Origin of the sequence: Streptomyces caelestis, from assembly GCF_001279005.1 — a bacterium.
Classification (GTDB): domain Bacteria; phylum Actinomycetota; class Actinomycetes; order Streptomycetales; family Streptomycetaceae; genus Streptomyces; species Streptomyces heliomycini.
Genome location: NZ_LGCN01000219.1, coordinates 1 through 20,069, shown reverse-complemented (window position 1 = coordinate 20,069; position 20,069 = coordinate 1). Strand labels below are relative to the sequence as shown.

19 protein-coding genes and 2 pseudogenes are annotated in these 20,069 nt (G+C 72.0%); 14 read left to right on the top strand and 7 right to left on the bottom strand.

Annotated features, from left to right (window positions below):
- Positions 1–59 precede the first annotated feature (59 nt).
- The 3 genes from ADK41_RS26460 to ADK41_RS42560 form a co-directional block, all read right to left on the bottom strand.
- A complete protein-coding gene (locus tag ADK41_RS26460; protein ID WP_078662056.1) occupies positions 60–1,793 on the bottom strand; it encodes an FAD-binding oxidoreductase in 1,734 nt (577 codons plus the stop codon).
- A 123-nt stretch (positions 1,794–1,916) separates the two neighbouring features.
- Positions 1,917–2,666, bottom strand: coding sequence for a hypothetical protein (locus ADK41_RS26455; protein WP_030830782.1), 750 nt, complete (start codon positions 2,664–2,666; stop codon positions 1,917–1,919).
- 221 nt (positions 2,667–2,887) lie between these two features.
- Positions 2,888–3,952: a VOC family protein gene (locus ADK41_RS42560; RefSeq protein WP_063756560.1), complete on the bottom strand. Its 1,065-nt coding sequence runs from the start codon at positions 3,950–3,952 to the stop codon at positions 2,888–2,890.
- Between the two features lie 426 nt (positions 3,953–4,378).
- Between ADK41_RS42560 and ADK41_RS41810 the strand changes: the two genes are divergently transcribed.
- The 6 genes from ADK41_RS41810 (at position 4,379) to ADK41_RS26420 (ending at position 9,438) form a co-directional block, all read left to right on the top strand.
- Positions 4,379–4,822 (top strand): MarR family winged helix-turn-helix transcriptional regulator, encoded by a 444-nt coding sequence (locus ADK41_RS41810; RefSeq protein ID WP_030830777.1) that lies wholly within the window; start codon positions 4,379–4,381, stop codon positions 4,820–4,822.
- Between the two features lie 483 nt (positions 4,823–5,305).
- A complete protein-coding gene (locus ADK41_RS26440) occupies positions 5,306–6,562 on the top strand; it encodes a sedoheptulose 7-phosphate cyclase (RefSeq protein WP_234318910.1) in 1,257 nt (418 codons plus the stop codon).
- The gene (locus tag ADK41_RS26435; RefSeq protein ID WP_051843312.1) at positions 6,559–7,383 is read left to right on the top strand and encodes a cupin domain-containing protein; all 825 of its coding nucleotides are present in this window, start codon (positions 6,559–6,561) and stop codon (positions 7,381–7,383) included. The genes ADK41_RS26440 and ADK41_RS26435 overlap by 4 nt, the downstream gene beginning before the upstream one ends.
- Positions 7,380–7,823, top strand: coding sequence for a cupin domain-containing protein (locus tag ADK41_RS26430; RefSeq protein WP_051843310.1), 444 nt, complete (start codon positions 7,380–7,382; stop codon positions 7,821–7,823). Before ADK41_RS26435 ends, ADK41_RS26430 begins: the two co-directional genes overlap by 4 nt.
- A gap of 75 nt (positions 7,824–7,898) precedes the next feature.
- Positions 7,899–8,807, top strand: a complete 909-nt coding sequence (locus ADK41_RS26425) for an NADP-dependent oxidoreductase (RefSeq protein ID WP_030830768.1) — start codon at positions 7,899–7,901, stop codon at positions 8,805–8,807.
- Positions 8,808–8,961: 154 nt separating this feature from the next.
- Positions 8,962–9,438: a MarR family winged helix-turn-helix transcriptional regulator gene (locus ADK41_RS26420; protein WP_030830766.1), complete on the top strand. Its 477-nt coding sequence runs from the start codon at positions 8,962–8,964 to the stop codon at positions 9,436–9,438.
- Positions 9,439–9,506: 68 nt separating this feature from the next.
- Here the strand turns inward: ADK41_RS26420 and ADK41_RS26415 are convergent, their stop codons facing one another.
- Positions 9,507–10,118 carry a TetR/AcrR family transcriptional regulator gene (locus ADK41_RS26415; RefSeq protein ID WP_030830763.1) on the bottom strand — a complete coding sequence of 204 codons (612 nt, stop codon included), beginning with the start codon at positions 10,116–10,118 and terminating at the stop codon, positions 9,507–9,509.
- A 104-nt stretch (positions 10,119–10,222) separates the two neighbouring features.
- Here ADK41_RS26415 and ADK41_RS26410 point away from each other — a divergent pair, with 104 nt between their 5' ends.
- Together ADK41_RS26410 and ADK41_RS26405 are read left to right on the top strand one after the other, a co-directional pair.
- A complete protein-coding gene (locus tag ADK41_RS26410) occupies positions 10,223–10,990 on the top strand; it encodes an SDR family oxidoreductase (RefSeq protein ID WP_030830760.1) in 768 nt (255 codons plus the stop codon).
- Between the two features lie 90 nt (positions 10,991–11,080).
- Positions 11,081–11,440 carry a hypothetical protein gene (locus ADK41_RS26405; protein WP_030830757.1) on the top strand — a complete coding sequence of 120 codons (360 nt, stop codon included), beginning with the start codon at positions 11,081–11,083 and terminating at the stop codon, positions 11,438–11,440.
- 179 nt (positions 11,441–11,619) lie between these two features.
- Here ADK41_RS26405 and ADK41_RS26400 read toward each other — a convergent pair whose 3' ends face one another.
- Positions 11,620–12,963, bottom strand: coding sequence for a hypothetical protein (locus tag ADK41_RS26400; RefSeq protein WP_030830754.1), 1,344 nt, complete (start codon positions 12,961–12,963; stop codon positions 11,620–11,622).
- Between the two features lie 311 nt (positions 12,964–13,274).
- On the opposite strand from ADK41_RS26400, the gene ADK41_RS26395 reads away from it, so the two are divergent.
- Both ADK41_RS26395 and ADK41_RS26390 read left to right on the top strand, forming a co-directional pair.
- Complete coding sequence (locus ADK41_RS26395; protein ID WP_030830752.1) at positions 13,275–14,150, top strand: alpha/beta fold hydrolase; 876 nt, start codon at positions 13,275–13,277, stop codon at positions 14,148–14,150.
- A 326-nt stretch (positions 14,151–14,476) separates the two neighbouring features.
- Positions 14,477–15,049: a YrhB domain-containing protein gene (locus ADK41_RS26390; RefSeq protein ID WP_030830749.1), complete on the top strand. Its 573-nt coding sequence runs from the start codon at positions 14,477–14,479 to the stop codon at positions 15,047–15,049.
- 119 nt (positions 15,050–15,168) lie between these two features.
- On the opposite strand, the gene ADK41_RS26385 is transcribed toward ADK41_RS26390, so the two are convergent.
- Together ADK41_RS26385 and ADK41_RS26380 are read right to left on the bottom strand one after the other, a co-directional pair.
- Positions 15,169–16,305: a ParB/RepB/Spo0J family partition protein gene (locus ADK41_RS26385; RefSeq protein WP_030830747.1), complete on the bottom strand. Its 1,137-nt coding sequence runs from the start codon at positions 16,303–16,305 to the stop codon at positions 15,169–15,171.
- Positions 16,302–17,465 (bottom strand): ParA family protein, encoded by a 1,164-nt coding sequence (locus ADK41_RS26380; protein ID WP_030830744.1) that lies wholly within the window; start codon positions 17,463–17,465, stop codon positions 16,302–16,304. The genes ADK41_RS26385 and ADK41_RS26380 overlap by 4 nt, the downstream gene beginning before the upstream one ends.
- A 260-nt stretch (positions 17,466–17,725) precedes the next feature.
- Between ADK41_RS26380 and ADK41_RS43470 the strand changes: the two are divergent.
- From ADK41_RS43470 to ADK41_RS44340, 4 genes and pseudogenes are all read left to right on the top strand, one after another.
- Positions 17,726–17,821 (top strand): annotated as a pseudogene (locus ADK41_RS43470) (GNAT family N-acetyltransferase); the annotation flags it as partial.
- Between the two features lie 164 nt (positions 17,822–17,985).
- Complete coding sequence (locus tag ADK41_RS26375; RefSeq protein WP_030830742.1) at positions 17,986–18,354, top strand: MerR family transcriptional regulator; 369 nt, start codon at positions 17,986–17,988, stop codon at positions 18,352–18,354.
- A gap of 43 nt (positions 18,355–18,397) precedes the next feature.
- Positions 18,398–19,414, top strand: coding sequence for a zinc-binding dehydrogenase (locus tag ADK41_RS26370; RefSeq protein ID WP_030830739.1), 1,017 nt, complete (start codon positions 18,398–18,400; stop codon positions 19,412–19,414).
- Between the two features lie 3 nt (positions 19,415–19,417).
- Positions 19,418–19,624, top strand: a pseudogene (locus tag ADK41_RS44340) (hypothetical protein); the annotation flags it as partial.
- Positions 19,625–20,069 lie beyond the last annotated feature (445 nt).

The following is a 20,069-nucleotide window of genomic DNA, read 5'->3' as shown; positions in this document are numbered from 1 at the left end:
CCGGCCGGCACGTCCGGGCCGTGGGCGCGGCGACGTGCCGGCCTGCCGGGTGTGCCGGGTCAGGCGGGGCGCACCGACTGGGCGTGGCGGAAGAAGCCGGTGGGGTCCCAGGCGGCCTTGACCCTCTGCAGTCGTCGGTAGCCGCCCTTGTAGTACAGCTCGTGCCAGGGGACGCCCGAGCTGTTCCAGCGCGGGTCCCCGAGGTCGACGTCGGCGTAGTTGACGAAGCAGCCGTCGGTGGTGTCGTTCGGCACCGGCACACCGCCGGTCGCCGCGAACATGTCGCGGTAGCACTCCCGTACCCAGGCGATGTTGGCCGCGTCGTCCGCCGCGTCCTGCCACAGCGAGACGACCTGGTACTTCAGTACCGAGTCCCGCTGCGGCACCGCGGTGGCGTCCGGTGCGACACGGTTCACCGCACCGCCGTACGAGGCGATCATCAGCAGTGCGCCGGGGTTGTGGAAGTCGTCGCGGGTCAGGTGCCGGTAGGCGGCGGAGATCTGGGCGTCGGTGTACGTGCGGCGCGCGTACACCGACTTGCCCTTGAACCGGACCGTCGGGTCCGGGCCGGTGAACCCCGGCCACTGGGTGGCGTGCAGCCACGGCATCCGCCGGTACTGGCGGACCTGCGGCTGGACCCCGACCCCTGCCCCGACCTCGGCGATGTAGCTGCGCAGCAGGCGCTCGGCGCCGGGCGCGTCGGCGTCGACCAGCGAGTCGAGCACCACCGCGCCGCCCGACTTGTGGAACGGCTTGAGCTGGCTGAACAGCGCCGTGTACGGGGAGTCGGGCGCGCTGTTCCGGGTGTGCCAGTCGCCGTGGTTCCACATCAGCCGGGTGAAGCGGGACTCGGTCAGTTCCTCCCACGGCCAGGCGACCTCGCTCAGCCACACCTCGCGTGGCGGTGCGGGCAGCTGGGCCGCGGGGTCGTCGCCGCGGGCGTCCGGGGAGCGCAGCCAGTAGCGGGTGACCACACCGAAGTTGCCGCCGCCGCCTCCCGTGTGCGCCCACCACAGTTCCCGGTTCGGATCGTCGGGCTCGCGGGTCGCGGTGACCGCGCGGGCGCGGCCGTCCGCTCCGACGACCACGATCTCGATGCCGTACAGATGGTCCACGGCAAGACCGTCGCGGCGGCTCATGGAGCCGTAACCGCCCCCCTGTATGTGGCCGCCGGCGGCCACCGTGGGGCAGTTTCCGGCCGGGAGGTAGACGCCCCATCCCTTGTAGAGCCGGTCGTAGACCCGGCCGAGGGCGGCGCCGGGCTGCACGGAGAAGGCCCGGCGGCGCTCGTCGTAGGCGATGTCGTCCATCCGCGACAGGTCGAGGAGGACCGCTATGTCGTCGCTGGTGGTGAAGTTCTCGTAGCAGTGGCCGCCACTGCGTACCGCCAGTCGCCGGCCGGAGTCGACGGCCTGCTGTACGGCCCGCACGACGTCGGCGGTGGACGTGGCCAGAACGATGTGCTCGGGGCTGCCCACCCAGCGCTGGTTGGTGCCGCGCCGCAGATCGGCGTAGCGCCGGTCGGCCGGACGCACCGTGACGGGGGCCGCTCCCGCGTCGGCGGGCGAACCCGCTGCGGGGGCGCCGCGCCCCGTTTCCGCCGCGGCCGCGGAGCTCAGCCCGGCGGCGGTCACCGCGAGCGCGCCGCCCGCCGCGGCCGTGCCGGACAGGAACCTTCGGCGGCGTACCCGGGGGCGGATCGCGGTCTGCGCCGCCGGGCGCCCGGCCGCGTCGGCGGTCGTCGGTCCGGCGGACGGGTCCGCGTCCGAGGGGAGGGAGGCAGGGGAAAGCATGAGTGGGAGTCCTTGGGATGAGAGGCCGACAGGAAGCTGGGGCCGGATCACGGCCGTGCGCCGGGAGGTGTCCGCGCGGTGGCGTCCGCCGCCCGGCGGTGTGGTGCGGCGGGTGCTCGACGGTCACCCGGCAGGGGAGTCCAGGTCGTCCAGGCGGAGGCCGAACCAGTCGAGGACGCCGACGATGCGGTGGGCCTCCGCGAGGTCGGGAACGGTCGGTCCGGTGACGACACCGTGTCGCGCGAAGGATTCCAGGGCCCGGGGCGACAGCGCCACGGCGGTCCCGGGAAGCAGCAGCCGCCGGGCGAGGTCGGCGCCCCGGTCCGGGCCGGCGCCGGGCTGCGTCGACCACAACAGACGCGGGGCCGCCGCGCCGTGGGCGACGGCCTCGGTCCATTCCGGGGAGGCGAGCTCGCGGCGGTGCATGTCGTACAGCAGGTGGGCTCCGGCGATTCCCGCACGGGACCGCATCGCCTTCGCCTCCCAGCCGCCGACCTGGTCCAGGCGGGCGTCGACGAGCGCGTCCACGGCCGGGACGCGGTACTCGATGGCGGTGGGCCTGGCGGCGGGGGAGGCGGAGGACGCCTCGGACAGCAGTCTCCGCATCAGCCGCCGGTAGCCGACCGGCCCGTGGACCGGGCCGACGACGCGGGTGCCGTGGGCGGTGAGCTGTCCCGAAGGGCGGTTCTCGGGGGCGGGCGGCAGCAGGTCCTGGACGGCGTCGGCCGCCCCGGCGAGGTCGAGGACCGGGCCTGCGGTCGGGCCGTCGGATTCCGGGGCGCGCCGGCGGTCCAGCCAGAGCGCCACCCGTGCGGCGGCCGCTCGGCGCAGTGGCCCGACCGGCCGGACCGGTAACGGGGTGAGCGTGTCCATGGGAAGTCCCCTGAGGAGTCTGGGTGGGGCGTAGGGCGCGGTGGTGAGCGACACGGGCGGTGGTGCGCGACGCGGCCGGTGGTGCGCGACGCGGCCGGAGCCGCCGGGGCGCGGGGCACCGCGTGCGGCGGGTGCTCGGCGGGCGTGTACGGGGCCGGGGCGCGGCCCGCCACGCCCGCAGGGGCGCGGGCGCCGTCGCGGGGGAGCCGCCGCCCCGGTCGTCAGGGGCGGTCGTGCCAGCGCAGGCCGCCCGGCGTGGCACGGCGGGCCGTGGTCTGCCGCTCGTAGGGCAGTGATCCGTCCGGCATGCTGATGATCTCCATCTGGATGCCGATGGGAGTGCTGAAGTAGAGCCACCGGTCGCCGGCGATCGGCCCCTGGGTGATCGTCTCCGGCTCGCCCATCAGCACCACACCCCGCTGCTCGCGCAGGTACGCGGCGGCCGCGTCCACGTCGTCGACGTAGAAGGCCAGGTGGTGGCCGCCGATGTCGCTGTTGCGCGGTGGCCGGGAACGCAGGGCGCCGGTTCCGCTCTGGACGAGCTCGCAGTTGGCGGTCGGCCCGGTGCGCAGCAGGACCCGTCGCGACTGCTCGGCGCCGGGAGGCCGGTGTCCGTCCGGACCGGTGTCGGGCGCCGCCCCGCTCTCCACCACTTCCGCGCCGAGCACGTCGGTGAAGAAGGCGACGCCGGCATCGAGGTCGGCCACGGTGTAACTGACGTGCTCGACGCCCAGCAGGCCCAGAGCGCTCTGTACGGCCGTGGGGTGCGGGTCGGGGGCGGGGACGAAACGCCGTCCGTCGGGCCTGAGCGGCCCGCGCACCGACAGGAGCATGCCCCAGGGCGTCAGGAACCAGCGGCGGGCCCTGCCGGAAGGGTCCGCCGGCCCGAGACGGACGGTGCCCGCCCGGCGCAGGTGGTCCTCGGCCGCGTCCGGATCGGCGACCGTCAGAGCGAGGTGGTGGCCGCCGACGTCGTTCGGGCCGGGCGGGGCGACGAGTTGATCGGGGGCGGTGTACTCGAAGAGCTCGAGGTTGGTGCAGGGACCGAGCCGGACCAGGGCGACCTGGGCGCGGGCCCGTGGGTGGACACCGAGTTTGCGGGTCATCCAGTCCCCGGAGGGGTCCTCGACGGGCCCCTCCCGGTAGCACAGCCGGCCCCCCAGGACGTCGACGGCGTAGGCGACGGCCTCGTCGAGGCATGGCACCGTGAAGGCGTAGTGGTCCACCGCGCGGGCGGTGGGCAGGCCGGTGTGCACCGGCGGCGACGCCGTGACGGCGTTGAGCATGCTCCCCCCTCGAAACGGCACACCGGGTACGGGTCGGTACACGGCGTACGAATGCTCGGATGTCGGCCCCGCCGCCTCGCGGCCGGGAACCGAACGGCAGCGACAGTAAGGCAATGTCATTGCGTGCGCAAGGAAGTCTTGCGGTGTCCCACTCCCCTGCGACCCCGCCGAAGCGGCAGTGAACTGCGGTTTCGGTGCCGGAGAGGAGAGATTCGAACCCTGCTCGATTCAAGTAGCGACCGATCTTCATGTGTAGGCATGGAAAAGGTGTGTCTCCGAAGGTTCTCCTGGCTGCCCGGCCCTCCTACCCTGGAGGTATTCCGGCCGTCCCCGCAGTCGCGGGACCGAGCCCCACCCCCCCACCGTGGCCGGAAGGCCCCTTCGGCGGGCGGTGGAAACCTCGGGCACCTTGGAGAGGTCGACATCATGCGAGCGCGCAAGGAAGACAGCATCGAGCTGTGGAGTCAGCTGTCGGTCCTGGTCGCGGAGGTCGGGACCGCGCTGGACCGGCGACTCTCGGAGGACTACGAACTGGGCCTCACGGATTTCCTCGCCCTGAGAGCGCTCGCCAACGGTGACCCGTCGGGCACGCGCATGAACGAGCTCGCCCAGCTCCTGGGCCTCAACCAGTCGTCCGCCACCCGGGCCGTGCAGCGTCTGGAGTCGCGGAGCCTGGCCGAGAAAGGGGCCCACGCGACCGACCGCAGGGGCGTGGTGGTGCGCATCACCGACGCCGGCCGCGACCTGGCCGCGGAGATAGGAGGCCTCTTCCGGCGCGAGGTCGGCATGGCGTTCGAGGTGGCGTCCATGGACAACAGGACCAGTTCGGTCGTCGCGCGGTTGCGGTACGCCCCGAGACTCGACCGTTGAGCCGCGCCGGCCGAGCGGCCCCGCGCCCCGCTCCGCCCGCCCGTGGCCCTCGCCGGGGGGACGGCGAGGGCCACGGGCGTTTCCCGCCGGGAGGAGGGCCCGCCGGCCCGTGAGGCGTGCCGGTCGGCCGGGCAGCGCCGGGCCGCGGGAGGGACCCCGTTCCCTGCGGAAGCACGCACCGGGCGAGCACTTCCGGCCATCCCGGAACGCGCCGTCGAGAGCAGGACCCAGGTCGCGGAGGCCTCCGCGTCGCCGTGTCGCCGCTTTCCGGCCGAGTCGCCGCCGCGGACCCGGACATGTCCTTGCGCACGCAAGGAAACCTGTGTCAGGGTCGTCCCGGCGACGGGGGGCAGGCCACGATGCCGTGGCCACGTCCCGCGCAGGCGGCCCAGGAGGCCTCGCCGCGCGGAGACCCGAGAGCACTGCCCCGACCGGATTCGCAACGAACCCGAACCGAGACTCTTCGTCGGAGGCGGAAGCCCGATGCAGCAAGACACCCAGACCATGCGGAACAACGACGGTCTCTTCGCGGTGGGCAGCCCGGTCACCCACTGGTCCGTACAGACCAGCAACCCGGTCCAGTACGAGATAAGGGCCTGCGAGAACCTCCTCGACCCCGAGAACTCCACCATCCTGGAGGACGCCTCGGGCAGCAGCGGTCAGCGCCGCTTCATCGTCACCGACGGGGTGGTCGACTCGCTCTACGGCGACCGTGTCCGCGCCTACTTCGACCACCACGGCGTCGAGCACCGGGTGCTGGTCCTGAACGACGGCGAGACCCACAAGTCCATGAACGCGGTGCTGCAGGTCACCGAGGCCCTCGACGCCTTCGGCATCGACCGCCGGCGCGAGCCCGTCATCGCCATCGGCGGCGGGGTGCTGATGGACATCGTCGGGTTCGCGGCCAGCCTGTACCGCCGTTCCACCCCGTTCATCCGGATCCCCACCACGCTGATCGGCCTGGTGGACGCGGGTGTCGGCGCCAAGACCGGGGTCAACCACAACGGCCACAAGAACCGGCTCGGCACCTACTTCCCCGCGGACCGCACCCTGCTCGACCGCTCCTTCCTGGCCACGCTCGACGCGCGGCACATCAGCAACGGCCTGGCGGAAATCCTCAAGATCGCCCTGATCAAGGACGCGCGCCTGTTCGACCTGCTGGAACAGCACGGAGCCGACCTCCTGCGGAACAAGCTCCAGAGCCCGGCGGACGTCGGCCCCACCCCCGCCGACGTGCCGGTGGACCAGCGCCTCGCCGCCCGCGGACTGCACCTCGACCCGGCGACCGAGGTCGTCGAACGGGCCATCCAGGGCATGCTGGAGGAGCTCCAGCCCAATCTGTGGGAGAAGGTGCTGGAGCGAGTCGTGGACTACGGCCACACCTTCAGCCCGACCATCGAGATGCACGCGCTTCCCGCGCTGCTGCACGGCGAGGCGGTGGCCGTCGACATGGCGCTCACCACCGTGATGGCCGAGCGGCGCGGCCTGGTCAGCTCCTACCAGCGTGACCGTGTCCTCGAGGTGATGGCGCGCCTGGGCCTGCCGGTCTGGCACCCGCTGTGCACGCCGGAGGTGCTCGGCGACGCCCTGCGCGACACCGTGCGGCACCGGGACGGCAAGCAGCGACTGCCGCTGCCCGTCGGCATCGGCAGCGCGCTCTTCGTCAACGACGTCACCGACGGTGAACTGGCCGCCGCGGCCGAGTCGCTGGCGGCCCTCGGCTCCGGAGTCTCCCGGTGACCACCGAAGCCGTCGCCCGCCCCGGCCCGGTCCCGTCCGCGGACCCGGCGCCCGGCCGTACCGAGTGCCACGAGCCGCGGACCTCCCCGGCGCCCTGGCGTTCGTTCGGGACCGTGGCCGGCGCCGCGACCGTGTACGGCGTACACGGCGCCGCCGGACGTACCCGCTGGAAGTGCTTCGCGGGACGCCGCCAGCTCGACTCCCCCGCCGAGGCCGTCGAGTGGGCGTCCGTTCCCCCGGGCGGACTCAGCGGGGAGCACCGCCACACCCGTACCGAGGAGATCTACCTCGTCCTGCGGGGAAGGGGCGAGTTCCTGTTCAACGGCCGACCGCACCCGGTCGGCCCCGGAACGCTCGCCCTGACGGCCCCCGGCAACGTGCACGGGCTGCGCAACACCGGGAAGGACGATCTCGACTGGTGGGTCATCGAGACCCTCGCACCCGGCACCGACGCCGTTCTGTCCGGAGCCGCACACCACCACCCGGGAGTACCCCCCATGGGCGAAGCAGTCATCCACGACCTCTTCAAAGAGCGCACGGTCTCCACCGGCGGGGTCTTCACCGGCCCGCTACGGCAGGTGGAGGTCGTCGAACTCGACGCCGGCGAGCGGACCCGGCTGGGAGCCCCGGACGCGGAACTCGCCGTCTTCGTGCACGAGGGGACGGGCCGGGCCACCGCCGACGGCAGCACGGCCGCCCTGGCTCCCGACACCTGCCTCACCCTCGGTGCGTCGACCGTCACGGGCATCGAGGCCGTCACCCCGCTGCGGCTGTTGGTCGTGACCCTGTCCGTCCCGCGTTCCGCGCCGGAGGCGTCGTGATCATCTCGACCACCGACGACGCCGTTCGAGTCGCCGTCCCCACGGACACGGGCGAGGGTGCGGAGAGGGGAGCCGGCACGTCCACGGGCCCACGCACCGGTGGCGGGGAGGCGGCGGCCCTGTGGACCTGCCTGGTGCGCCGGGGAATGCTGCACAGCGAATGCGAAGCGGTGGAGCACTGGCGACTCCCGCACGGCGGCGTGCTGACCTCCACCCCGCAGCACGGAGTGGAGGAGGCGGTGCTCGTCCTCAACGGCGAGCTACGACTCACCACGGAGTCCGCGGAGCGCGTCCTGCGGGCCGGGCAACTGGCGCTCCTCCCGCACGGCGCGCGTGCCCGTCTGACGGCCGACGGAGCCCGGACCCGGCTGCTCGTCCTGCGGACGCTCACCGCCTCCGTCACCGACCGGCTGCCGTCCCGCATCCCCGAACTGGTCTGATGCCCGCAGGGCGGTGCGGCGCGGCGGGTCCGCGGCGCACCGCCCCGGTCAGGAATCAGGAAAGCGAACACACCCATGCGTGCTGTAGTTCTGACATCGTTCGGCGGCCCGGAAGGGCTGTCGGTCTCCGAGATCACCGAACCGGCCGGCCCGGACCCGGACGGCGTCCTCATCCGGACGGCCGCCGCCGCGGTCAACCCGGTCGACCTCCAGACCCGTGGCGGCCTGCACGCCGGGCACAGCGCCTTCCGCCCGCCGATGGTCCTCGGCTGGGACGTGGCGGGCACCGTCACCGCGGTGGGCGAACAGGTCACCCGCTTCCGGCCCGGCGACCGGGTCGTGGCGATGTCGGCGCAGATGGCGACCGGGCGCGGTACGTACGCGGAGACCGTCGCCCTGCCGGCGGACATCGTCGCCCCGGCCCCGAGGACGGTGGAGCTGACCACCGCGGCGGGCCTGCCGCTGGCATCGCTCGCCGGCGTCCAGGCGCTCGACGCCTTCGACCTGCCCGCCGGGGCGACGCTGCTGGTCACCGGCGCGGTGGGGGCGGTCGGCGGGATGGCGGTCCAGCTCGCCAAGCTGCGCGGCTGGAAGGTGGTGGCACAGGTGCGGTCCGCCCGGGACGAGGACGCGGCCCGCGCCCTGGGCGCCGACCGGGTGGTGGATGAGGCGGGCCTTTCGCCGAGGGCCGTCGACGGCCTGCTGGAGACAGCCGGCCTGCCGGGTGCGATCAGCGCCGTACGGGACGGCGGGCGCGTGGTCTCCATCGTGCCGACCCGTGTCCCCGCCGTCGAACGCGGCATCCGCGTGACCGTCTCCCACGTGGAACAGGACGGCCCTCGCCTGGCCGAGATGGCGGCCCTGGTGGACGCCTCGAAGCTGCGGCTGCGCACCTCGAAGCAACTCGGGTTCGAGGACGCGGCCGAGGCCCATCGGCTTCTGGAGGCGGGCGGCGTACGAGGAAAGCTCCTGCTCCTGCCCTGACCGACCACCCCTCGAAGCTCGGCCGCCGGAGCACGGGACAGCGGGTTCCGGCGCCCGAGCCCCGCACCGACACCGACCACCCCAGGGCGACCGGGCCGCCGCACCCGCATCCCGAGCCCCGCACCCCGGCTGACCGAGGACGGACCGCACCTACGTGGCAGAGCCGTACACGAACGAGGACCGTGACGCCGAAGCGGAGAACGTCTCCCGGCTGTGGGAGCGTGTCGTCCCCATGTTCTCCCTGCTGGAGGGCCGGCTGGACCGAGTGCTGACGCTCCGCCACAACGTCGGGCTGGGCCAGCTGATGGCGCTCGGGGTGCTGGCCGGCGAGCAGTCGGCGCCCGCGACCGTCAGCGGCGTCGCCCGACGACTGGGCCTGAGCGTCTCGGCGGCCAGCCGCATGCTCGCGCACCTCGAACGGTCCGGCTGGACGGACAAAGTGGCCTGGCCGTGCGACCGGCGCGCCAGCCGTGTCGCCATCACGGAGGCCGGCCGCGCCGTGTGGAGAAGCGCCAGTGAGACGCTCGAGCACGAACTAGACCACGCCTTCACCGCCCTGAAGTTCGACGAGCGGTACGCGCACGTGGCGTCCCGGCTGTGCCGCGCGGACGGGGAACCGCCCGCCCTCTGAAAGCCGGCCGGTCGCCGCGACCCACCCGTGCGGCGCCGGCGGCCGGCCCGCCTTCCCGGTCCGGCGCTTCAGGAAGCGTCGGAAGGCGGCCAGATGGTCATGGCGAGCTCGGCCACGCGGCGCAGTTCCCGCGCGGTGGCGCCGTCACGGGCCTGCTGCGACATGCCCTGGACCACCACGGCGAAATAGACGGCCAGGGCACGGGTGTCGGTGTCCCGGCCGAGTGATCCCCGGCTGCGGGCGTCCTCCAGTCGGGTCTCGAAGGACCGTACGTTCGCTCTGCGGCGTTCGCGCAGGTCCCGCTCGATGTCGGCGGTCTGTGCGGAGTAGTTGGTCGCGGCCGTGATGACCAGGCAGCCCGCGGGATGACTGGGATCGGTGTAGGCCAGGGCAGCCTCGTCCAGCATCCGCGCGAAGCCCGTGCGCGGGTCGCTCTCCTCGGCGAGCGCCTTGTTCATGAAGGCGCCGAACGTGCCGCCGTACCGCTCGACGACTTCGAGGAAGAGCGTGCGCTTGTCGCCGAAGGCCGCGTAGAGGCTCGGCGGCGAGATTCCCATCGCGGAGGTCAGGTCGGCGATGGACGTGCCCTCGAAGCCGTGCTGCCAGAACAGCGAAGTGGCCTGCGCGAGTGCCGTGTCACGGTCGAAACCTCGTGGCCGGCCGCGCTTCGTCGTAGTCATGACCGAATTTTACAGCGATCGCTAGGAAAATGATGTAGTGTTTCTGTAGCCAGCGCTACAGAAAGTCTGTACGCGCAGCACACACACGACCGGAAGGGGAGACCATGGGTGCGCTCACGGGCAGGACGGCACTGGTGACGGGGGGCAGCCGCGGTATCGGCCGGGCGATCGCCGAGCGGCTCGCCGCCGACGGCGCCACGGTGGCCGTGCACTACGGACGCAACGCCGCGGCCGCCGACGAGGTCGTCGAGGGCATCCGCGCCAAGGGCGGTACCGCCTTCGCGGTCCACGCCGAGCTGGGAGTCGAGGGGGACGTGGCGACCCTCTGGGAGAGCTTCGACCGGCAGGTGCTGGAACACACCACGAGCACCGGCCTCGACATCCTCGTGAACAACGCCGGCGTCACCCCGCGCGGCGAGATCGACGAGACCACGGCCGAGGCCTTCGAGGAGGCCGTCGCCGTCAACATGCGCGCACCGTTCTTCCTCACTCAGCAGGGACTGAAGCGGCTGCGCGACGGCGGGCGGATCGTCAACGTCTCCTCCGGCGCGACGCGGATCGCCCTGACCGACATCATCGCGTACGCCATGACCAAGGGGGCGATCGACGCCTTCACCCTCACCCTCGCCAAGGCGCTCGGCGGTCGCGGCATCACCGTGAACTCCGTCGCGCCCGGCATCATCGACACCGACATCAACGCCTCCTGGCTGCGCGGCAACGAGGCCGCCGAACGATCCGCGGCCGAACTCTCCGCCCTCGGCCGGGTGGGCCGCCCCGAGGACGTGGCCGACGTGGTGGCCTTCCTCGCCTCGGACGACGCCCGCTGGGTGACCGGGCAGGTCGTCGACGCCACCGGAGGCTCGCAGCTCTGACCGGCGGGCCCGCCGGGCGGGCCCGGAGCCGAGCACGGATGTCGAGGGAAAACCGTGGCAGCACCACAACCGACACTCAGGGGGGAACTCATGCACGTCGTCATCGCCTGGTGGGAACAGCACCGCAACGGCACCGGAAGCCACGCCGGCACCGCCCGCCAGGTCATGCCCTCGACGTCCTTCGCCCGCCGGGAGGGCGCGACCGCACTCACCGCCGACGTCCCCGGCCTGCGGTCCGGCCAGTGGATCACCGACCCGGCGGCGAACCTCCAGGGGCTGGCCCTGATCTGGGACTCGGCGGCCAGCGCCGACCTCAACCTGCCGAACGTGTGCGACCGCGCATTCGGTTGCGCGCCCTCTCACCGCTGGACCTTCGAGCTCTCCGGCACTCCGCCCCAGGGCAGCCTGCAGAGCCTCCCCGACGAGCTCAACGTCCTCCTGCACGCCTGACCACCCGACGCGGATACCGCGTCGGAGCCGGGCGGCCGCCCGGCCGCCCGGCCGGAGCAGCCCACTGCGGCGTCCACGGCAGCGCGCTCTCACCACCGCCCCGACATCGGCCTGCGACCTCCGACGGGGACGGCCAGGGCCGCGGCTCAGCCCCGGCGGCGCCCGCGGGGGAGGTCTGCCTACTCCCCCGTCTTTCCGGCGCACGCGGACCTGATCTCCTCCAGCAGCTCCGGGTAGTGCTCGCCGTACGTGTGCACCGCGTGCGACACCGCGTCCAGTGCCGCCTTGAGCGGGGCGGGTCCGGCTGCGGCGAGTACGGCGGGAAGGGCGAAGTGCGGCTGCGAGATGCGGTGAGGGCTGCGCGGGGCGACGGCGGGACGCACCACCACGGTGGCGCCGTGCTCCACGCCCGCGGCCGGTGTCGCGCTCCGGCCGGCGGACTCCGTCGGTACGAGCGTGCCGAGCAGCCGGCCGAGACCCGGCCGCCTCGGTACGTCATCGTCCGACTCCTCGGCCGGGACCCACTCCCACCCGGCCGTCGCCTCCGCCTGACGGGTCGGCGGCCGGTACGGCGGTCGCTCCGGAGGTATCGCCTCGAGCACCGTCCGCTCCGGTACGCGCGGGTCGAAGCGCAGGGCCTCCCACAGCCGGTCCCGGTCGTCGAACGGCGGCGGCAGCGGACGTTCCCGTGTCAGCGCGGTGAGCGCCTCGGCGACCCACGGCACGTCGGTCAGACCCGCCACCTCGCAGGCCCGCCGGGCGGCCAGCAACGCCACCGCACGCTGGACGTCGGGACCGGCGGCGTCGAGGGCGTGCACCAGGTCGCTGTCGAAGCGGAGCAGATCACGGACGTTGCTCTCGCGGGCACCGCGCAGCCCCTCGCTCGGCAGCCGTCCGCCCCATGCCCACCTCTCGCGGTGCAGTCGCCGCTCCTCCGCGGCCCGTTCCTCCGCCTGGCGGGCCAGTCGTTCGGTCTCGGCGCGCTGCTCGGGTGTGGGCGGCGGCGGAAGGCGGCGCGCATGGCCGTGCCAGTAGGCGGCCTGCTGTGAGGTCTGGCGGATCACGCGGTCCGGGTGGGGCGGCGCGGGCCAGAACTGCAGAAGGTAACTGTCCGTCTGCGGCTCCCCGTCCACCCTGGTGTCGAGTTCCCGTCCCTCGTCCATTCCCCGGGCGCAGTACCGCACCCGGTAGTCGGTCCGGGCGAGGTCCAGGTCCCACGCGGCCTCACCCGCCCACTGCACCAGACGGGTGCGTTCCGACAGCGGGCGGAAGGACACCTCCACCACGTCCTCCCAGACGGGGTCCAGCGCGGGGGCTTCGTCGTGGACCTCCACGACGAAGCCGACGTCGCCCGTGTGCAGTCCGGTGCGCAGCCAGAGCGCGCCCGGGACGGCGGCCCCGCACAGTCCCCCGCTCTGGCCTGCGAACGCCTCGGAGAGGCCCGAGGTGGCGTTGTCCGGATCGCTCTCGACGTAGATCTGATGGTAATGAACGTGCACCTCGCCCGTGACCGGCCTGCGCACGGTGCTCCCCCTTCGTCGCCGACGGCCTCGGAACCCTCTGTCGGACGGACCGTCACTTCTCCCGCATCATGCGGCAGGCCACTGACAACAAGCCCGGCGACGACGGCGTCCAACTCCCCCGCACGTGCAGGCCGCCGTCATGGAGGGCGGTTGGCTTTGCCCACAAGAACGAACAACAGATGTTCATCACTTCGGGAGGTGCTGAAGTGTGCCTGTCGATTCGAACGGCATGCGGGCTCCGCGGCGTCTCCCTCGCTGCCGCGACCAGTGACGGGACGGCAGCCGGGACACGGGCAGGGAAGAATATGATCATGGACTACGGCGTGTGCGAACCGGCGAGGCTCGGACAGACCCAGCTGCTGGACGGTCGTCTCCTGGGCTGGGCGGAATGGGGGCCGACCGACGGCACCCCGGTGCTGTTCTGCCCAGGGGCGGCCACCAGCAGGTGGCTCGGTTTCGGCGGCGGTGTCATCGACGCGGCAGGCATCCGGCTCATCAGCGTGGACCGGCCCGGCCTCGGCGCCTCCGACCCAGCCCCCGGCCGGACCCTGACCAGCTGGGCCACCGACATGCGGCACCTCATCCAAGAACAGGCCCTGCGAGCCCCGTCGGCGGTGGGGTTCTCGCAAGGGGCGCCGTTTGCCCTCGCCCTGGCCGCAGACGGTCTGGTGAACGCGGTGGCCGTGGTGTCCGGCAGCGACGAACTCGCCCACCCTCGCTTCACACACGCCCTGGCCCCGCAGGTGAGGGGCATGGTGAACGCCGTCGCAGCCGACCCCGACGCCGCTGAGGCCTCCTTCGCCGGCTTCGGCAGCGCCGACGCACTGTGGGATCTGATCATCGCGACGAGCCCCGAGGCGGATCGCACGGTCTACACCGACCCGGTCTTTCAGCGCGCCTTCCGGCGCGCGATGGACGAGGCGTTCAGCCAGGGCCCAGCCGGCTACGCACGCGACACCGTCCTGGCGATGGGCCTCTGGCCCTTCGACCCGGCCGACATCGCCGTCCCGGTCGAGCTCTGGTACGGAGAGCAGGACACCAGCCCGGTCCACTCCCCTGATCTGGGCGAATCACTCACCCGGATGATCCCGAAGGCGACCCGGCACCTGCTTCCCGCCGCAGCGGGATCCTTGCTCTGGACGCACGCCGAGGCCGTCCTGCGCACCTTGCTGGCCCACGCCCGATGACGACGGTGGAATCGAGCAGCCCACCTGCGACCAACCGGCTGGACTGAGAGAGGACGTCCACGGGACGACGTGGTTCAAGGCGTGCGCCGGTGACACCGAGGGCGACTGGTCAGGTGCTGTCGGGGCCAGGGGAACCCGAGTTCCTCGGCGCGTTCGCGGCTGCCGCCGCTCACCCGTGCAGAGGACTTCGGGTCCTCGCCCTGCACGCCGCACCCGCCAGGGGCGGGACACCTCCCCCTCTCGTGTCTCGTGGACATCACTCAGTCGCCTGCGCCAGGCGGAAAACCTGGTGGTCGTCGTCCGGGCCCGCAGGGGATGCTGCACGCGTGGTGGAGCGAGACGCCGCTGTCCGGATCGTCGAAGAAGAACTGGAACGCGGCTATCAGAGGGAGTTGTCGGCAGGGCTGGACCCCATGCGCATGGCCGTGGCGCAGGTGGAGCAGCACGAGCTGGTGTGGATCGTCTCCTGGACGTCCGAGGAGTACCTACGCACCCGAAATCCCAGCTCCCTGCTGATCGGGAACGGGCCGTACCTGGTGGACCGTCTCGACGGGAGTCTGCACCGGGTCGGTGTCGTCTCCGCGGCGACGGGCGCGTGGGAGGCGGACTACCGAGTCCGTGTCCGAGGGCAGGCCGTACGGACTGCCGTGGACGACCTGCACGATGAGGTCCGGGCGGTCGCAGACGCTCGCGGGAGGATCCATGCCCTGCACGCTCTGCGTCAAAGGGTTCCCTCGCTCTCCCACGCCCAGGTCATCGAGTACGTGACCGTCCTGGAGGCCGGGGACGTCGTTCCCGCGCACCTGGTGGAGGTCTCCACCGCAGAGCTGGTGACGCCCGTCGATCCGGTTCTGTCGGTGCGAACCGTCCACGCAGCCGGGCACCGCCGAACACCCTGACCCTGCTGACGGCCTCGACGGCCGCTGCCGGGCAGCAGCGGTTCCAGGACGTCACAGCAACCGGAACGGCCCCGCTCCCTGCCGCAGAGGAAGGCGAGCGGGGCCGACGGGCGGCTTCGCTAGCGGGCTCCCAGCTCGGCCAGCAGCGCCTGGTACTCGTCCGGGTGCTGCTCCCGCAGGATGTCCATCCACACCCGGGCCCCTTGGACGAACGTCCCGGACTCCATCTTCTGGTGGAGATGGTGCACGCAGTAGAAGGCGTCGTCGTACGGGAGCCGCTTCGGCTGCTTGGGCTGTTCCGGTTCCGCGTGCGCCGCCTTGGGTTCCCCGGTGCCGGTGCGCGGTTCCGGAATGGACTCCGGGACGGGCTCGGGGACCTGCTCGGGGACCTGCTCACGCCGGTCGGGCGGCGTGGCCGCAGCGGGCCGGAGCGGAGGGGACGGCGGAGCGGCCGGCTCGGCGGGCGCCTCCGGGATTATCACGCCGTGATAATCGGCGGGGCCCGATGAGCGCTCGACGACTTCCTGCGGCCGGACCTCCGCCTTCCTGCGGGCCGACTCCGCCCGTTCGTCCGCCTTGGCCCTCTGCTCCTCGGGGGACAGCTTGCCGAGGTTGCGGACGTGCTCCACCTTCCGCGCCCCGGTCACCAGGTCCTTCTGGAGCTCGGGAGCGAGCTTCAGCAGGGACAGCTTGCTGGAGATGGTGTTCTGCGGGATGCCCAGCCGTTTGGCGGCCTTGGTCTGGGAGCCGTAGTAGTCGACCAGGCCCTTGAGGGCGTGGGCCTCCTCGAGGTCCGTCATGTCGTCGCGGTGGTAGTTCGCGACGAACGCGGCCTCCAGGAGGGCCTCGTCGGTGGCCACCCGTCCGTTGTCGACGCGGACCGGGATGGTGGCCATGCCGACGCGGCGAGCGGCCTCGAGGCGGCGGTGGCCGTCGACGACGATGTACTGCGCCCCGGCGTCGAGCTCGGCGGCGCGCTCCGGCCGGTTGCGCAGGTAGGCCTCGACCGTGGCCACGGCGATGGGGATGATGATGCCGACCTCGCGGACGCTCTGCACCGTCTCGTCGAGGTTGCGCAGGTGGTTGCGCGGGTTGTCGGGGTTGTCGCTGATGAGGGTGACCGGCAGCTCGGTGAGGGCCGCCGCGGTCGACTCCTCGCCGGCGATGGTCTTGTCGATGAGGCTGCGCCGGGAGGACCGGGCGCCGCGGGCCGCGCCGAACGCGGGTGCCGATCCCAGGGTGTCCGCCTTGCTCAACGGGTCGCTCCCCTCGCTACCTGTCGCATGGCTTCCGCCTGGTCGCTGTGGGGCGCGTAGGACAGCAGCGGCATCCGCTTGCGGACCGCTTCGCGCTGTTCCTTCAGGTCGCCGATGACGGCGAGGACCTTCGGGTCGCCGAGCGACTTCCAGTTCTCCAGGGACGAGGTGGCGACGTAGCCGCGGCGGGAGTCGTACAGGTTGACGACCAGGCCGAGGTAGTCGATCTCGAGGGAGAGGTCCTCGCAGAGGTCCTCGATCTGCTGGGCGAGCATGCCGTAGGCGGTGGCGGAGGAGTCCTCGGCGAGTACGGGGATGACGACCCCGGAGACGCCGACGGCTTCGCCGCGACGCCGGCGCCCGTAGTAGAGGGCGGCGTCCATGGCGATGCCGAGGCTGGGCGGGCAGTCGACGATGATGACGTCGTAGTCGGCTTCCAGGGGACGCAGGGCCAGCTCGAGGGCCGCTTCCTTCTGGAAGCCGCGCTTCTGCGTCGCCACGACGGCGATCTTCGCGTCGAGGAGGAACCCGTCGAAGCAGGCGGGCAGGACGTGCAGGCGCTTCTCGAACCGCGGATCCTCTATCTCCACGACGAGGTCGCGCAGGTCTCCGGCGCCTTCGCCGCACATGTGGGAGACCAGGCTGTCGTGGTTGGGTTCGATCTGGGGGACCCCGAGCTGCTCGCTGAGGTGTCCCTGCGGGTCGAAGTCGATGACGAGGACGCGTTTGCCCGCCTCGGCGTAGGCCTCGCCGATGCCGGCGGAGATGGCGGTCTTGCCCACCCCGCCCTTCTGGTTGCCGACGATCTTCCGTTCGGGATCGGTGCCGCGGGCGCCGTGCTGGGGAGAGGGGTTCGCGTCGAGCCAGTCGCGGATCGACTGGGCGAGGCCCTGGGTGTAGGAGACGCCGCGGTCGGCGCAGGTCTCCTTGAACTGCTCGTACAACCCTGGCGGAAGCCACGTGGAGAACGACTTCGCACCGGCGGTGTCCACTTCGGCGCCGCCGCTCGTGCTGCCGCGCCAGTCGGTGATGGCCGCCTCGACGGCGTCCTGGATGTCCAGGCTGAGCTCGGCGGCGCGGACCTTGAGTGCTTGCTGGAGCGCCGAGGGCAGCTTGGACGCTACCTTTTCCCGGTCTCCGTCGGGGTAAGGGGAAGCCATGACGTCAGCATACTGACCTTCGAAGGGGTAATGACACCCGCTTTGCAAGTTCTGACGCTGTTTCACCCGATGGGCTCCCCCGCTGGATTATCACGCCGTGATAATCGCCGTCCGGCGTGACCGCGCTCCCGGCACGCCACCGGACCGTGGCCACGAGACAGGACAAGCCGGCGGTCCGCCATGAAGCAACCGTGCTGGCCGCGGCCATCGATGAGTGGCTGTGACCCCACGCCCGCACCGGTCCTTCGTCATCCCTTTGCCGGGGAGCCGTCCCCGACGGTCTCGCCCAGACGTTCGCCGCCTCACGGCGCGCCATGGACGACATGCCCGTGGACGACACCGACTACGGCTCCGTGTGGCGGCTCCGCGGCGGCGGGGTGCACCGGTGCTTTCGTTCCTCATGGACATCGAACACGACGCACCACCGCCGCCTCCCCAACTCGTGGACAGATGCTGTCGGTTCTCGTGGACGAAGCCAGGTGCTGGAAGATCGCGGAGCACCTGGACGTTGCCTCCAGGTATGAAGATCAGCGATGCATCCAGGATCAGTGGCGTGAGCGCGCGTTCGTTACGGCACTACGAGGACGAGGGCTTGATCGTCCCTGGTCGTTTCAGCAATGGGTTCCGCGACTACTGCCAGTCCACCATCGACCGGGTGCTCGTCATCCGCTCGCTGCTGGAGTCCGGCCTGCCCGTGAGGTTGATCAGGGACGTTCTGCCCCGCCTTGCTGACGGACCCGATGTCGGCACGGATGCGGTGTGCGCGGAGTTCCTGCACGAGGTGCAGAGCTACCGCGATCGGCTCGCTGCCCGTATCGCCGTTCTCAGCGATCAGCAGGCGGCACTCGACGCCTATCTGCGAGAGGCCCGCCGCACTGCTCTCCGATAGTCGCTTGACCTTGACGCAAGTGTCAGACTCCTACGTTCGGCGCATGGAGATCAACGAGCAGCAGCACGCCGCTGAACAGACGGTACGAGCACTGATCCAGCGGTCGCACCGGGGACCGAAGGATCTGATCCTCGCGACCGATCATCGCCGCCCCTTCCCGGGACCCGGCGAGTACCTGATCCGCGTCGGCGCGGCCGGGGTCAATTTCGCGGATGTCATGCAGACCCATGGAATCTACGGTGGAGGCCCGCGGGCGCCCTATGTGGCGGGCTTCGAGGCCGCCGGCGAGATCGTGGGCGTCGGCGCGGGGGTCGAGCGCCCACTGCCGGTCGGTACCCACGTCGTCGGGGCCGGCCCCGGTGCCTTCGCGCAGTACATGACGATGCCGACCGCGGGTGTACTTCCGGTGCCGTCCGGCTGGAGCGACGCCGAAGCTCTCGGCTTGGTGCTGAACTGGGCAACCGCGCTGGCGGCACTGAAGCCGTTGGGCGAGATCACGTCGGATGAGGTGGTGCTCGTTCATGCCGCGGCCGGAGGCGTGGGGCAGGCCGCCGTCCGTCTCGCCCGCCACTACGGCGCGCGCGTGATCGCCACGGCGTCACCGGCCAAGCACGACATCGTCAAAGCGCTCGGCGCCGACGAGGTCCTGGACAGCCGACGCCCCGATCTGGCCGTCGAGATCACGCGCCTGACCGGCGGCGTCGACCTGGTCCTGGAATCGGTGGGACAAGCCACGTTCGAGGTCAGCCTGGCGGTCACCAAACCCTTCACCGGACGCGTCGTCGTGTTCGGCGCTGCCTCTGGCGACGCCACATTCAACACGCACGACCTGATCTTCACCCACCAGGTCCAGGTCAAGGGCCTGCACATCGGTGCGCTGGCCACCGCAGCCCCGTCCCTCTACGAGTCGCTGCTCGTCGAGATCGAGACACTCATTGCCCACGGCGTCTACCCACCCGGCACCCCCCAGGTCCATCCCCTTGCCGAGGGACCAGCGGTGCTGCAGCAACTCGAAGCAGGCCAGACCTGCGGTAAGCACGCCCTCGACCCCTGGCGCTAGAACTGGGGTCCGCCGTGGCGGAGATGGGAGGGGATCGATCCGGACGAGGCTGCGGCCCGCGGCATGGACGCACCGGTCCACGCACTGTCCGACGGCGCGCCCGGCGCGATCGTCATCGCCCCCCGGAGACACCCGTGGCACCCGGCTGATTCCGGAGAAAGCCGGGGCTACTGCTGCGGCCTCGACGCAGCCGACGACCCCCACACGGCCCGCCCGCGCCTCACCCCTGCCACCTGTTCCGGGCCGACCCGGGAGTGTTCCGGCACGCTCTGGTCCGGCTGCCCGCCGTCCGCAGCCCGTGGCAGCGCGAGACCCTCGAGAACCTCATGTCGCACCTGCGAGCGGGCCTCTTCTGAGCAGCCTGGGTGGACACCGGCCTCTCCGGGGCCGTGGTGCGTCGGGCGGACAGCGCCGAACAGCGGGCGCTCCGGCAGGGGGTGGATCTCTGCCGCCGCTCTCATGGAGAGGATCACCGAGGCGATGCCGCGGGCCGGCGATTATCACGGCGTGATAATCGCCGGCCCCCCTTCGTCCAGAGGTGCCCTCTCATGGCATTGGTTCCTCGCTGTCAGGCTTGGCGGGCGTGGGACGCGAGGCGATCGGCGAGCGCGGTGACGAGGTCGCGCAGTTCGTCGGGGCGCTCGATGACGAACGG